This window comes from Duganella sp. Dugasp56, from assembly GCF_047304105.1.
GTDB classification, from domain to species: domain Bacteria; phylum Pseudomonadota; class Gammaproteobacteria; order Burkholderiales; family Burkholderiaceae_D; genus Rugamonas; species Rugamonas hordei.
Genome location: NZ_JBGLYQ010000032.1, coordinates 1 through 13,821, shown reverse-complemented (window position 1 = coordinate 13,821; position 13,821 = coordinate 1). Strand labels below are relative to the sequence as shown.

Annotated in this window: 15 protein-coding genes; 9 read left to right on the top strand and 6 right to left on the bottom strand. The window is 63.1% G+C overall.

Features of this window, described 5'->3' with window-relative positions; genetic code table 11:
* Nucleotides 1-99: 99 nt before the first annotated feature.
* From ACCD07_RS21565 to ACCD07_RS21550, 4 genes are all read left to right on the top strand, one after another.
* A complete protein-coding gene (locus ACCD07_RS21565; RefSeq protein WP_176654820.1) occupies nucleotides 100-1,209 on the top strand; it encodes a LysM peptidoglycan-binding domain-containing protein in 1,110 nt (369 codons plus the stop codon).
* Nucleotides 1,206-2,348 (top strand): DNA-processing protein DprA, encoded by a 1,143-nt coding sequence (dprA, locus tag ACCD07_RS21560; protein ID WP_176654819.1) that lies wholly within the window; start codon nucleotides 1,206-1,208, stop codon nucleotides 2,346-2,348. Before ACCD07_RS21565 ends, dprA begins: the two co-directional genes overlap by 4 nt.
* 78 nt (nucleotides 2,349-2,426) lie before the next feature.
* Entirely contained in the window at nucleotides 2,427-2,891 is a 465-nt protein-coding gene (locus tag ACCD07_RS21555) for a DUF494 family protein (RefSeq protein WP_176654818.1), read from the top strand.
* A gap of 247 nt (nucleotides 2,892-3,138) precedes the next feature.
* Nucleotides 3,139-5,811 carry a DNA topoisomerase III gene (locus tag ACCD07_RS21550; RefSeq protein ID WP_176654817.1) on the top strand — a complete coding sequence of 891 codons (2,673 nt, stop codon included), beginning with the start codon at nucleotides 3,139-3,141 and terminating at the stop codon, nucleotides 5,809-5,811.
* A 60-nt stretch (nucleotides 5,812-5,871) separates the two neighbouring features.
* On the opposite strand, the gene ACCD07_RS21545 is transcribed toward ACCD07_RS21550, so the two are convergent.
* Nucleotides 5,872-6,162 carry a type II toxin-antitoxin system RelE/ParE family toxin gene (locus tag ACCD07_RS21545; RefSeq protein WP_176654816.1) on the bottom strand — a complete coding sequence of 97 codons (291 nt, stop codon included), beginning with the start codon at nucleotides 6,160-6,162 and terminating at the stop codon, nucleotides 5,872-5,874.
* A 335-nt stretch (nucleotides 6,163-6,497) separates the two neighbouring features.
* Here ACCD07_RS21545 and ACCD07_RS21540 point away from each other — a divergent pair, with 335 nt between their 5' ends.
* Nucleotides 6,498-6,740: an addiction module protein gene (locus ACCD07_RS21540; RefSeq protein WP_176654815.1), complete on the top strand. Its 243-nt coding sequence runs from the start codon at nucleotides 6,498-6,500 to the stop codon at nucleotides 6,738-6,740.
* On the opposite strand, the gene ACCD07_RS21535 is transcribed toward ACCD07_RS21540, so the two are convergent.
* From ACCD07_RS21535 to ACCD07_RS21515, 5 genes are read right to left on the bottom strand one after another with little or no spacing between them, the layout of a single operon-like run.
* Entirely contained in the window at nucleotides 6,727-7,056 is a 330-nt protein-coding gene (locus ACCD07_RS21535) for a DHCW motif cupin fold protein (RefSeq protein WP_353399413.1), read from the bottom strand. The two genes, ACCD07_RS21540 and ACCD07_RS21535, sit on opposite strands and share 14 nt — an antisense overlap.
* Before the next feature lie 13 nt (nucleotides 7,057-7,069).
* Nucleotides 7,070-7,618: a hypothetical protein gene (locus ACCD07_RS21530; RefSeq protein ID WP_413448513.1), complete on the bottom strand. Its 549-nt coding sequence runs from the start codon at nucleotides 7,616-7,618 to the stop codon at nucleotides 7,070-7,072.
* Nucleotides 7,619-7,620: 2 nt separating this feature from the next.
* Nucleotides 7,621-8,229, bottom strand: coding sequence for a hypothetical protein (locus ACCD07_RS21525; protein WP_413448512.1), 609 nt, complete (start codon nucleotides 8,227-8,229; stop codon nucleotides 7,621-7,623).
* 1 nt (nucleotide 8,230) lies between these two features.
* The gene (locus ACCD07_RS21520; RefSeq protein WP_176654811.1) at nucleotides 8,231-8,905 is read right to left on the bottom strand and encodes a hypothetical protein; all 675 of its coding nucleotides are present in this window, start codon (nucleotides 8,903-8,905) and stop codon (nucleotides 8,231-8,233) included.
* The gene (locus tag ACCD07_RS21515) at nucleotides 8,902-9,927 is read right to left on the bottom strand and encodes an MDR family NADP-dependent oxidoreductase (protein WP_176654810.1); all 1,026 of its coding nucleotides are present in this window, start codon (nucleotides 9,925-9,927) and stop codon (nucleotides 8,902-8,904) included. The genes ACCD07_RS21520 and ACCD07_RS21515 overlap by 4 nt, the downstream gene beginning before the upstream one ends.
* Nucleotides 9,928-10,001: 74 nt before the next feature.
* Between ACCD07_RS21515 and ACCD07_RS21510 the strand changes: the two genes are divergently transcribed.
* The 4 genes from ACCD07_RS21510 to ACCD07_RS21495 all read left to right on the top strand — a co-directional run bounded on the left by ACCD07_RS21510 (nucleotide 10,002) and on the right by ACCD07_RS21495 (nucleotide 13,800).
* A complete protein-coding gene (locus ACCD07_RS21510) occupies nucleotides 10,002-10,895 on the top strand; it encodes a LysR family transcriptional regulator (RefSeq protein WP_413448511.1) in 894 nt (297 codons plus the stop codon).
* Nucleotides 10,896-10,999: 104 nt separating this feature from the next.
* Nucleotides 11,000-11,482: a hypothetical protein gene (locus tag ACCD07_RS21505; RefSeq protein WP_413448510.1), complete on the top strand. Its 483-nt coding sequence runs from the start codon at nucleotides 11,000-11,002 to the stop codon at nucleotides 11,480-11,482.
* Between the two features lie 92 nt (nucleotides 11,483-11,574).
* Nucleotides 11,575-12,054: a hypothetical protein gene (locus ACCD07_RS21500; protein ID WP_413448509.1), complete on the top strand. Its 480-nt coding sequence runs from the start codon at nucleotides 11,575-11,577 to the stop codon at nucleotides 12,052-12,054.
* Nucleotides 12,055-12,186: 132 nt separating this feature from the next.
* Entirely contained in the window at nucleotides 12,187-13,800 is a 1,614-nt protein-coding gene (locus ACCD07_RS21495) for a methyl-accepting chemotaxis protein (protein WP_413448508.1), read from the top strand.
* The last annotated feature ends 21 nt before the right edge of the window (nucleotides 13,801-13,821 follow it).

Here is a 13,821-nt window from a genome sequence, read left to right as displayed (position 1 = left end):
AGGGTTTTATGGGCAGAATTTGATTCAATTTAGCAAGCCTTTTCACCTTCTTGCTATCGTGTGCCTGCGCAATGTATGGCGCATTTACCGGATCTACTAATGAAAAATTTTAGCACAGTCGGCACCCGCTTAGTATTGGCGGCGCTTTTTTCCGGTCTGACGGCGGCCTCGGCGGAACCACTGAAATGTGAATTCCGCGCCGACGCGCCGGACCAGCACCTGGTGGTCAAGGGCGATACGCTGTGGGACATTTCCGGTAAATTCCTCGAGCGTCCATGGTGCTGGCCGACCGTCTGGGGCATGAACCGCGACGAGATCGCCAACCCGCACTGGATCTATCCGGGCCAGATCATCTGGTTCGACCGCACCGCCGGCCGCCTGCGGCTGGGCAACAAGATCGAGGCGACCATCGACGGCGCCGGCGGCGCGTCCAACCTGCGGCTCAAGCCGCAACTGCGCACCGAGGGCCTGGGCAAGGACGCGGTGACGTCGATTCCGGCCGGCGTCATCGAGCCGTTCCTGACGCAGCCGCTGATCATCGAAAACGACGAACTGGCCGGCGCACCGCGCGTGGTGGCCACGCAGGAAAGCCATGTGTTCCTGGGCAAGGACGACAAAGCCTATGTGCGCGGCGACCTGAAGGGCAACACCTCGTTCCAGGTGTTCCGTCCCGGCACCCCGTTGAAGGATCCGGTCACCAAGCAGGTCATCGGCTACGAGGCGTTTTACCTGGGCACGCTGAAGCTGCAGACCGAAGCCAAGCCGGGCAGCGGCAGCGACGTGCACACCTTCATCGTCGCCAGCGCCAAGGAGGAAATGGGCAAGGGCGACCAGCTGCGCGCGATTCCGCCGATGCCGATGCAGAACTATGTGCCGCATCCGCCTGAGCTGAAGGTCAATTCGCGGGTGGTGGCGATCTACGGCGGCGTGACGCACGCCGGCCAGAACCAGGTAGTCAGCATTAATCGCGGAAAGCTTGACGGACTCGACATCGGCTCCGTGCTGCAGCTGTACCATGCGGGGAAGACTGTGAGCGACGGCACCGCCAAGAAGAGCTGGCTGGGCATGCGCGAACAGCAGGTCAAGTTGCCGGATGAGGAAGTGGGCAGCTTGTTTATCTTCCGCGTGTTTAAGCATATTTCCTACGGCTTGATCATGCAGGTGTCGGCGCCGGTGGAAGTGGGCGACGTCGCCAAGTCGCCGGAGTGACCCGCGCCGTGCAAGCCACGGATACCCCCACCGCCGAGTTCCAACCAGTCAGCGCGCCCGCGCTGACCGGCTGGCTGCGCCTGCAGATGACGGCCGGCGTCGGCCTGCTGACGGCGCACCGGCTGCTGGAGCGCTTCGCCACGCCGGAGGCGATCTTTGGCGCCGAGCGCGACACGCTGCTGGAGGAGGTCAAGCGCGACCAGGCCGACGCGCTGCTGCAGCCGCCCGCCGAACTGGCTGCGCTGGTCGAGGCCACGCTGGCCTGGCAGCAACAACCCGGCAACCTGCTGCTGACCTTGGACCATCCAGGCTATCCCGCATCGCTGCGCCATGTCGCGGCCGCGCCGCTGATGCTTTACGTCAAGGGCAATGCCGGGCTGCTGGCGCGGCCGTCGCTGGCCGTGGTCGGCGCGCGCAATGCCAGCGTGCAGGGCATGCTGAACGCCGCCCGCATGGCCGAGGCGCTGTCCGACGCCGGCCTGACCATCGTGTCCGGCCTGGCGCTGGGCATCGACGCGGCGGCCCACGCGGGCGGCTTGAACGGCCCGGGCAGCACCATCGCCGTCATCGGCACCGGCCCCGACCGCATCTACCCGGCCCGCCACGGCGAGCTGGCGCGGCGCATCGCCGAGCAGGGCTGCATCGTCAGCGAGTACGCGCTGGGCACGCCGCCGCTGCGCGACAACTTCCCCCGCCGCAACCGCGTCATCAGCGGGCTGGCGCGCGGCGTGCTTGTGGTGGAGGCGGCCGCGAAGTCCGGCTCGCTGATCACGGCGCGGCTGGCGGTGGACCAGGGCAAGGCGTTGTATGCGATTCCCGGCTCCATCCACGCCACCTTGTCCAAGGGCTGCCACATCCTGATACGCGAGGACGGCGCCAAGCTGGTGGAAACGGCGGCCGACATCCTGACCGACCTGCAATTGCTGGCGCCCGGCGCCGGCGGCGCGCGGCTGCCGCTGGACGACAGCTTTGTCGACCGCGTGCTGGAGGCGATGGGCGACGATCCGGCCCCGGCCGACCTGCTGGCGCTGCGCCTGGGACAGGCCGCCGCCGACCTGCAGGGCCAGTTGCTGGCGCTGGAACTGGCGGGCCTGATCGAGCGTTTGCCCGGCGGTATGTTCCAGCGCTTGCGCGCATGACAGCGTCCAAGTTGCTGAAAGATAAGGCGTTCTGTGCAGCACTTGTGCGGCATCTGTTTTAGCTGATAGAGTAGAGCCATGTTCGACATCCTTGTTTACCTCTACGAGACGTATTACCGTCCCGATGCCTGCCCTGAACCGGCGGCATTGGCCAAGAAACTGTCGGCTGTCGGTTTTGACGATGTAGAGATTTCCGAGGCATTGGTCTGGCTGACCGACCTGACCGCGATGGCCGGGGTCGAGCAAACGCTGACGGCGGCCTCCACCGGCACCCGTTTCTACGTGGACGAAGAGCAGGACGTGCTCGGTTCGGCCGCGATCGGCTTCATCCAGTTCCTGGAATCGGCCAAGGTGTTGTCACCATTGCAACGCGAAATCGTCATCGAACGGGCGCTGGCGCTGGAAGAGGCGCCGGTCTCGCTGGGCAAGCTCAAGGTCATCGTCCTGATGTTGCTCTGGAGCCAAGGCAAGGAGCCGGACGCGCTGATGTTCGACGACCTGTTCGGCTCCGACGAGGACCAGGCGCCACGCCTGCTGCACTAATATATACGTGCAGCCTGCCTTGGATTTCCTTCCGGGCAATAAATTAAACAACATTCACCGGCGCCGCTACCCGGTATGGCGCTGTTTGCTTGCAGTCTGGCCGGCAACCCGCTTATCATTGGCGCTTTGACAAGACTGTCACGCGCCGGGCTTGCCATCGGCGACGCAAAAGTGCAGACTGCGACGCGATCCATGTATGATGCGCATGCTGCACCCATCCAAAGTGTTAAAAAACGAGATACAAAATATGACCAAAACCCTCATCATCGCCGAGAAGCCTTCTGTCGCGAACGACATCGCGAAGACGCTTGGCGGCTTTACCAAGCACGATGAGTACTTTGAATCCGACGAGTACGTGCTGTCCTCCGCCGTCGGTCACCTGCTGGAAATTGCCGTACCGGAAGAACACGACGTCAAGCGCGGCAAGTGGAGCTTCGCCCACCTGCCGATGATCCCGCCGTACTTCGCGCTCAATCCGATCGCCAAGACCGAGTCGCGGCTCAAGGTGCTCAACAAGCTGATCAAACGCAAAGACGTCACCACCCTGATCAACGCATGTGACGCGGGGCGCGAAGGGGAACTGATTTTCCGCCTGATCGCGCAGAACGCCAAGGCCAAGCAGCCGGTCAAGCGCCTGTGGCTGCAATCGATGACGCCCGGCGCGATCCGCGAAGGCTTCACCCATCTGCGCAGCGACGAAGACATGATGCCGCTGGCCGACGCCGCCCGCTGCCGCTCGGAAGCGGACTGGCTGATCGGCATCAACGGCACCCGCGCGATGACCGCGTTCAACTCGAAAGAGGGCGGCTTCTATCTGACCACCGTGGGCCGCGTGCAGACGCCGACCTTGTCGATCGTGGTCGAGCGCGAAGAGAAGATCAAGAAATTCGTCCCCCGCGACTTCTGGGAAGTGCGCGCCGAGTTCGTCTGCGCGGCCGGTATCTACGAAGGCCGCTGGCTGGACACCAAGTTCAAGAAGGACGAGACCGATCCGGAGAAGCGCGCCGAGCGCCTGTGGAGCAAGGCCGCGGCCGACACCATCGCCATGGCTTGCCGCGGCAAGCAGGGCGTGGTCACCGAGGAAGCAAAGCCGACCACGTCGATGGCGCCGGCGCTGTTCGACCTGACCAGCCTGCAGCGCGAAGCCAACTCGCGCTTCGGCTTCTCGGCCAAGAACACGCTGGGCCTGGCCCAGGCGCTGTACGAAAAGCACAAGGTGCTGACCTACCCGCGTACCGATTCGCGCCACCTGCCGGAAGACTACATTCCGACCGTGCTGCAGGCGCTGGACGTGGTCAAGGAAAACCCGAACTACCACCAGTTCGCCAAGCAGATCCTGGACAAGAAGTGGGTCAAGCCGAACAAGCGCATCTTCGACAACACCAAGATCTCGGATCACTTCGCGATCATCCCGACCACGATCGCGCCGAAGAATTTGTCCGAGCCGGAACAGAAGCTGTACGACCTGGTCACGCGCCGCTTCATGGCCGTGTTCTTCCCGCCTGCCGAGTTCCAGGTCACCACCCGCTACACCGAAGTGATGGGCCATCAGTTCAAGACTGAAGGCAAGGTCATGACCAATCCGGGCTGGCTGGCGATCTACGGCAAGGAAGCGTCGACCGACGACGACAAGGAAGGCAACGCCAACGGCAATCTGGTGCCTGTGGCCAAGGGCGAAAAGGTGCTGACCGACCAGGTCAACGCCAACGGCCTGGTCACCAAGCCGCCCGCACGCTACACCGAGGCGACGCTGCTGTCGGCCATGGAAGGCGCCGGCAAGCTGGTCGAGGACGACGAGCTGCGCGATGCGATGGCCGGCAAGGGCCTGGGCACGCCGGCCACGCGCGCCGCCACCATTGAAGGTCTGCTGACCGAGCGCTACCTGCTGCGCGAAGGCCGCGAGCTGATGCCGACCGCGAAGGCGTTCCAGCTGATGACCTTGCTGCGCGGCCTGGGCGTCAACGAACTGACCGCACCGGAACTGACCGGCGAGTGGGAATACAAGCTGTCGCAGATGGAGAAGGGCAAGATCTCGCGTGACGAGTTCATGCGTGAAATCGCCCAGATGACGCAGATCATCGTCAAGCGCGCCAAGGAATACGACAACGATACGATCCCCGGCGACTACCACACGCTGCGCACGCCTTGCCCGAACTGCAACAGCGTGGTCAAGGAAAACTATCGCCGCTTCGCCTGCACCAAGTGCGACTTCTCGATGAGCAAGACGCCGGGCAGCCGCCAGTTCGAGATCGAGGAAGTCGAGCAGTTGCTGAAGGACCGCACCATCGGCCCGCTGCAAGGCTTCCGTTCGAAGATGGGGCGTCCGTTCGCGGCCATCCTGCGCATCGTGCGCGACGAAGAGATCAAGAACTTCAAGCTGGAGTTCGACTTCGGCCAGAACGACGATTCGGAAGATGCGGAACCGGTCGACTTCACCGGCCAGACCGCGCTGGGGCCTTGCCCGAAATGTGCCGGCGGCGTGTACGAGATGGGCCTGGCGTATGTGTGCGAGAACAGCGTCGCCAAGCCGAAGACGTGCGACTTCCGCAGCGGCCGCATCATCCTGCAGCAGGAGATCCTGCCCGAGCAGATGGCCAAGCTGCTCAACGACGGCAAGACCGACCTGCTGCCGGGCTTTGTTTCGCAGCGCACGCGCCGTCCGTTCAAGGCCTTCCTGGTGAAGGGCAAGGACGGCAAGATCAGCTTCGAGTTCGAAGAGCGCAAGGCCAAAGCGCCCGCCAAGGGCAAAGCGGCGGTGGCGGACGACGGCGCGGAAGATGCGGCGGAAGCGGCTCCGGCCAAAAAAGCCCCGGCCAAGAAAGCCGCGCCGGTCAAGGCCGCAGCGGTGAAAAAGCCGGCAGCCAAGAAAGCGCCAGCCAAAAAAGCAGCGCCGAAAAAAGCCGCCGCAACTGCCGAGTAATCCTCAGCGGCACCAGTGAAAACGGGACCTTGATGGTCCCGTTTTTTTCGATCTTCACCGTCAGCGAATGTGTAGACGGCGCCTGCTGTGAATCACTGCAAGGATGACAATTGCATCAGACTCCACCTTGTAGATCAAGCGATAGTGAAATACGATCCGCTGCCGGATCGCCGGGTTATTTGTTTCGGGAATCACCACACCCAGATGAGGGAAGCGACCGAGGCCGTCTGCAGCGGCCACAATCTTTTTAACTACCTTGGATGCATTCGGTGGCGAGTCCTGCGCTATCAGATTTGCTATAGCTTCGAGGTCCTCAGTCGCGGCTTCCGACCAAGCTATCTTTCTAGCCATTTGCTAAGACGCTGCTTAACCTCGTTTTGCGTCAGGGTTCCCTCCGCTTTTACGCGCTCCTCGCTGCTCTCAATCTTGGATAAAACGTAGAGATGATACTGAATATCGTCCAAGGAGCAGTCGTCCGGCAACGACTCCAAAAGGTTGATTACTCTCTGTTTGGCGGGTGACATGTTTGAACTCCTGAATCTGATATCTTTGCATGACTTTAGTATATCGCGCGACTGCGGTCATTGATCTTTCCGAAAGTAGTAGACATTGCGTCGGAAGAGGATTGAAATATTAACTTATTCGTTAATAGGACTGCATTACTCTCTTACATCTCAGGAGCGACTATGGTCGATCGTGTTGCAGAACTTGCCGCGCTAGGTTGTGCGCTTCCCGCTCATGAACGGCTGCGCCTGCTTACTTTACTGCTCGAGTCTTTACGTGAGGATGCTTTGGTCGATGTGGATGCCGCTTGGATAGCGGAAATCGAACGTCGAGTGGCGTCTCATGAGCAAGGGGATTGCGAGTTATTTGAGGTTCACGACGTGATGAGAGAGATGACTGGATCTCGCCAGCTCAATCAACGATAAACAACTTGGCGCCGATCGTTGTTGACGAGCGGTGCGGCTCGGCGTTGTCGGCTACCTGGTAGCTGGTGCCGGGCGTCAGTGTGTAGCTGCGGCCGTCTTCCAGTTCGGTATGCAGTTCGCCTTCCAGGCAGAACAGGATGTGGCCTTTGACGCACCAGTGATCTGCCAGGTAGCCTGGCGTGTACTCGACCATGCGAACGCGGATCGCGCCGAACTTTTGGGTGCGCCAGTAGGCGGTGCCGGTTTCGCCCGGATGCTCGGTGGGCTCGATGGACCGCCAGTCGGTGGTGCCGAAGGGGATGTCTGAAATCTGCATGAATGGCTCTCGGCTACTTGGTGTTTAACTCGTCAACGGCCTGCTTGTATTCGGTCGATGCCTTGAGCCGGTCCATGTAGCGGATATTGCGTTTGGCGCTGGTGGGGATCGTGTAATCGGACAAACTGCCGCGCGCGCCGCAGTGGCCGGGATGACAGCTGGCGCTGCCGTTGATCCGGTCTGTGAGGCTGAGCTGGCCGGCGTTGGTGCTGATCGACATCGTGCAGGGCGCTTCGCCCGGCAGTGGCGCTTGCGGGTCGCGATAAACGAAATGCCCCTGGTCGTATTTGGCGATGCCGCTGATGCTGCACGTGTGCCCGTTATAGAACTGCAGCTCGGCGCGGAAATAGATGCGCTGATCGTCGTAACGGACGATTTCGACGATGTCCTCGGATTGATAGGGCTCGTCGGGTTTGCCCTCTCCCACGTACACAGCATTGGCAAAGCGGTGCTTGTACACGCCCTGCATCTGGTCGATCAGTTTGGACGATGCGGAATCGGCGCTCGCCGCCGCAGTGCTGAAGAGAAAGCCGAAAGCCAGGATAGCGCAGCGTAGGGTCATGATTATTTTGAACTGACTCGCCATGCTCGGCCAGGCGCCAGCGCCGGCATCACCATGTCGCCGGAGTTCCATTGTAGCGCTTGTTGCAAGGTCGGCGTCGTCAGGGACGGCGCCGCATCAAGAGTTGACGCGACTGCCTGCCATTGCTGGTCATGGTGGTAGACGGTGATCTCGCAGGCGCCGCTCGGGCTGCCGCGGGCCCATGCCATCCAGCGCTCGCCGATGAGCAGGTAGGCCAGCTCATCGCTGTCGGGGTCTTCGAGGCGCGCGCCATGCATGGCACCGGTGGGTTCCCGGTACCAGTCCTCTTCGTAGCTGTGGTCGAGGCCCTCCTCGTGGATGTGGTCGGCGTCGTCGAAACGCATCCAGCCGGCGTCGAGGTCGGCGCTGATCGCGGGGCAGGCGATGGCGGGGCGCCATTCGCAGCGGTCGCCGTCCACCACCGTTTCGCCGGCAAAGCCGCTGATGCCGGCGCGGCCGACGGGAATGCGCAGGTCGATGTGATAGCGCGCGGCCTGGAACCACCACACCTGCGTGGTCAGGTCGCTGCTGCCGTTGCTGCGCCAGATGCCCTTGCGGCGCCACAAGCCTTCGTATTCTGCTGGAACCATGTCACTTCAAGTCCTCGGTATAAAAATACACCGTACCACGAATCGCGCCGGCGGGCACATGCAGTGCTGCGGCCAATGCTTGAGCGTCCGGCTGCTGCAGCGCTTGCTTGCGCAGCGTGATGGCCGCCGTCGATGCGCCGCTTGCCGCGGTGTAGGCAACGATGTGGTCGAAGTCCGGCCGGCTGTCGATCCGCTTGACCAGGTAGCGCTGATTGCCGCTGCCGATCTGCACGTAGCTGGCGTCGGCGCTGGTCTTCTGCGCCGGCGACAGCTGGCGGAACATCAGCACCTTGTCGACCACGACGGTGGCGGCGGCGAACTGCGTTGCGCCGCCTTGCTCAAAGTGTCCCTTCACCAGATCCGCCTTGAACTGCCGCAGCGGCACAGCTGCCGACGGCGCCAGCCGCGACAGCTCGAACTTCTCCGGCGCGATGGTCCACAGCGCGGTCTTGCCGTCGAGACGCTTGCGCAGCGCGGCGTCGGTGGCGGCATCGGCGACGTGCACCTGCAGGATCACCTGATAGGCGTGCGGCGCATGGAACATCGGCAGGTGCGATGCATACAGCCCTTGCTTGCCGCCAAACAGCGCCATGCCGTGCTCGCCGTAGGTGGCGTCGGCGGCGGCAGCGCCGCCGGCCGCCAGGGCCAGCGCCAGCGTTACGGCGACGGCCCTCATGCCTTCACCAGCAGCTTGCCGCGGTGCTCGCCGGTGAACAGCGAATTCAGCGTGGCCGGCAATTGCTCGAAGCCGTCGATCACCGTTTCCTCGAACACGATCTCGCCCGCCTTCACCCACGGCGCGACGATGCGGACCATCTCGTCCATGCGGTGCAGATAGTCGCGCGCCAGCATGCCCTGGATCGTGGCGCGCTGGTACAGCATGTGATGCAGCAGGCGCGGTCCCAGTTCCGGCGTCTCCAGCCCGCCGCTGTACTGGCTGATCTGGCCGCAGATGACGATGCGCGCGCGGCGGTTGATGATGGGGATGATGGCATCGGTCACCATGCCGCCGACGTTATCGAAATACACGTCGACGCCACCGGTCAGGCGCTTGATTTCCGCGCCCAGCGCGTCGGCATCGTTCCAGGCCTTGTAGTCGATGGTCCAGTCCGCACCCAGTGTGTCGCGCAGCCAGTCGCACTTGGCTTGGCCGCCGGCGATGCCCAGCACGCGGGCGCCGTGGCGCTTGGCGAACTGCACCACCAGCGATCCGACCGCGCCGGCCGCGCCGGAGACCACCACTACTTCGCCCGCATGCGGCTTGCCCGATTCGGTCAGTCCGAACCAGGCGGTGCGGCCCGGCATGCCAAGCACGCCCAGCGCGGTGGTGACCGGTGCCAGGTCGGGATCGATGCGTTTCAGTCCGCTTGCGTGCACACGCGCATGGGTTTGCCAGCCGGTATAGCTCTGCACCCAGTCACCGGCGGCAAAGCCGGGCGCGTTCGAGGCCAGCACCTGCGCCACCACGCCGCCCTGTTGCACGGCGTCGAGCGGATGCGGATCGGTGTCGTAGGTCGGCTTGGTCGACTGGCCGATGCGCATGTACGGATCGACGCTGAACCAGCGCGCTTCAATCAGCACTTCGCCGTCGCCGAGCGTGGTGGACAGCGGTTGTTCAACGAGCTCGTAGTGCTCGGCGGTGATCTGGCCGACAGGCTGCCGGCGGTAGATCCATTGTTTTTGGGTGAGGGTCGTCATGCTGCTGATGGTAAGATGCTATTCGTATCGCGTAAAGCAACTTAAATTCACTTTTTGTATCCTGTTTGGACATCATGAATCTTTCTGACCTGCGTGTGTTTGTCAGCGCCGCCCGCCGGCCGTCGCTGGGCGCGGCCGCGTTGGAGATGCATTTGACGCCGTCGGCCGTGTCCAAGGCCTTGAAGCGGCTGGAGGACAGCCTGGGCAAGCCCTTGTTCGACCGCACCGGCAAGCAGCTGGTGCTGAACGACAGCGGCCAGTTGCTGCTGTCGCGCGCGCAGACGCTGCTGGCGCTGGCCGACCAGGCCAGGGCCGATTTGATGGGCGAGCAGGCCACGGTCGACAGCCGCATCGGCGGGCCGGCGATTTTGCTGTGGCGTCACGGGCAGATGTTGTCGCAGGCCTTGCAGGCCTATCCGGAGGGCAGCCTGCGCATGCAGGCGATGTTCGAGGATGAAGCGCTGGCGGCGCTGGCGCGCGGCGACATCAACGCCGCCATCGTCACCGGCGACGTGATCGAAGGCCGTGGCGAGCATTGGTCGGACGAATGGCAGGTCACGCCGCTGGGCAGCGTGACCCTGCATCTGGTGGCGGGGCGGCGGCATCCGCTGGCGGTGGACGAGGCCACCTCGGCGCAGGTGCTGGAGCATGATTTTGCTTGTCCTTCGCGATCGCTGTTTTGTGGCGTGCAGCGCGGCGCCCGCTCCGACGGCTGGCGCGACGATCAGCTGCCGCGCAAGATCCGCTACTGGACCGACGACCTGCAATTGCTGCTGACGCTGGTCAAATCCGGCCAGGCGCTGGCCTATCTGCCGGACTTCGCGCTGGCCGATCCGGAACTGCGCCGCATCCACGTCACCGATTGCGCGTTCGAATGCGTGGAGCAGGTGGCGCTGGTGTGGAATCACGTCAAGGCCGGCGCCTGGCAGCGCGAGCTGGCTGCCGCCTTGGCCAGATACACCTGGTAACTTTTCTTACTGGAATGTGGTCACCGCCTTGCGTGGCGGCCGCGTTAATTGCTCAAGACGCTGATGAGCAGCGATCTGCAAACCACTAGAAAAGGAACTCCATCATGAAAACCAAATCCCTGATGATCGCCGGCATGCTTTCCATGATCAGTGCAGCAGCCTTCGCGCAAACCAATCCAGTGGCGCAAGTCCGCCAGGACAACGCTCAGATTCGCCAGGACAGCAAGGAAGTACACCAGGACACCCGCCAGATCAAGCGTGACAACGCGGTGATCGCCGCCAAGCAAGGCCAGGTCGCCGCCGGCAAGCAGCAACTGCAGGCGGAGCGCGGCGAACGCAACGCGCTGGCCCGTGCCGAGCACGCCGAGATCAAGAAGGGCGACATCGCCAGCGCGCAACAGCTGGATCAGGCGCGCCGGGCCGAGCAGCACGATATCAAGGTGCAGAAGCAGGTCATCAAGCACGACGAAAAAGTGATCGCCCGCCGCAGTGCCGACAAGCATCACGAGCAGCTGGCGCGCCATGAGGAGAAGGTGGAGCGCCATGCCGACAAGGTCCAGCGCGACCACGACGCCGCCAAAATCTGATTGCCGAAGTTTTAAGAAAGCCGGGCGCCTCCAAACCGCCCGGTTTTTTTGCGCTTGCGCCATGCGGACCCAACCACTATAGTGAAAGCACCATGACCGTCGCCCTCAACTCCGTCAGCGCCAGCCCGGCGTACCAGCCTTACGTTCCCACCGTGTCCGGTGTGGCGGCGGGGGCCTTGTCGTCCGAGGCGGTCAGCCTGTCGGCGCAGTCGGCGGTGGTGGCCTCGCTGGGCGGGAGCACCGGTGCCTCGGTCTACACGCCGTCGGGCTTGCTGGATGCGCTGCAGCAGGCGGGACAAACCACCGAACCGATCAGCGTGCCTGAGCAGGGCAGCAACGTCGACACTTCGGCCACTGCCCAGCAGGCGTTGGACCAGGGGATTCTTTCCTCTTTGGCATCGTCGCCATCGGCGTCCGGCGTTTATACCGGCGCCGGCACCGTCAGCGGACTTTCCGCACAGGCATCGGCTAACTGGGCCGACCTGCTGAAGGCCAATCCCAATCTGGCCAGCACCGTCATTTCCTACTCCTTCAACGCCGGGCTGGTCAGCTCGCTGGACGTCACAGCCTAGTCATACTTCAGCAATAAAATAATTGCCGTGGTACACTAGAGGTTCTTCAGGGTAACTATATCCTCTCGCCCGATCGCAGTTTCCAGCGTTGTAGTCGTATTTCCAACATTGCCTTAGCCGGCAATCTCTATCATGAAAAATTTGAAAATCGGCACGCGCCTTGCCGCGGGCTTTGGCTTGGTATTGGCGTTGATGACGCTGATGACCGTGATCGGCATCGGCCACATGCAGACCGTGGCGGAAGCCACCCGCGACATGATGCAGCAGCCGCTGGCCAAGGAACGCATGATCAGCGACTGGTATCGCCTGATCCACACCAGCGTGCGCCGCACGTCGGCGATCTCCAAGAGCAGCGACCCGTCGCTGGGACCGTTCTTTGCCGAAGAGACGGCCTCCTCCACCGCCGAGGTCAACAGCCTGCAAAAGAAAGTCGAGCCATTGCTCGAGAGCGAGAAGGAAAAATCGCTGTTCGAGGAAATGAAGGCCAACCGCAAGCGCTACCTGGCCTCGCGCGACGGCATCGTCGCGCTGAAGAAGGATGGCAAGCTGGAGGAGGCCGCCGAGCTGCTGGAGCAGCGCTTCACTCCCGACGGCAAGGCTTACCTGGAATCGCTGCGCGGCCTGCTGGAACTGCAGCGCAAGAGCATCGACGACAACGCGGTGGCGATTGAAACGCTGTACCAGCGCAGCCGCCAGTTCATGATCGCGTTCGGCCTGGTGGTGCTGGCGCTGGGCGTCGTCTGCGCCTGGCGTTTGACGCGCGGCATCACGGTGCCGCTGAACCAGGCGGTGGAAATCGCCGTCGCCGTGGCCAACAAGGACCTGACCAGCCATATTGCCGTCACCAGCAAGGATGAGACCGGCCGCCTGCTGGAAGCGTTGCGCATGATGAACGACGGCTTGATCGGTATCGTCGCGGAAGTACGCAGCGGCACCGAAGGCATTTCCAGCGCATCGAGCCAGATCGCCGCCGGCAACCTGGACCTGTCGGGCCGTACCGAAGAGCAGGCATCTAGCCTGGAAGAGACCGCGTCGTCGATGGAGGAACTGACGTCGACCGTCAAGCAGAACGCCGACAACGCGCGCCAGGCCAATCAGCTGGCGGTCAAGGCAACGGAAGTGGCGCAGCGCGGCGGCGGCGTGGTGGCGGACGTGGTCGAAACCATGGACGCGATCAACGTCTCGGCGCGCAAGATCGTCGACATCATCGGCGTCATCGACGGCATCGCCTTCCAGACCAACATCCTTGCGCTGAACGCAGCGGTGGAAGCGGCCCGCGCCGGCGAGCAGGGCCGCGGTTTCGCGGTGGTGGCGACCGAAGTGCGCAGCCTGGCGCAACGCAGCGCGACGGCGGCCAAAGAGATCAAGACGCTGATCGACGATTCGCTGGAAAAAGTCGACGCCGGCAGCATGCTGGTTACGCAGGCGGGCATGACGATGAGCGAAGTGGTGGACAGCATCCAGCGCGTGACCGACATCATGGGCGAGATCACGACGGCCAGCCTGGAGCAGAGCTCCGGCATCGAACAGGTCAACCAGGCGATCGGCCAGATGGACCAGGTAACGCAGCAGAACGCCGCGCTGGTGGAAGAAGCCGCCGCCGCGGCAGCCTCGCTGCACGACCAGGCCGACGCGCTGGCGCAGGTGGTGGCCGTGTTCAAACTGAGCGCCGCCCCAAGCGGGCGCCGCACGGCAGCCGGCACCGGCCGCCGCCCAGTCACCCCGCGCCTGCAACTCAGCGTCTAAAAATAAAACCGGGGTCAGTGC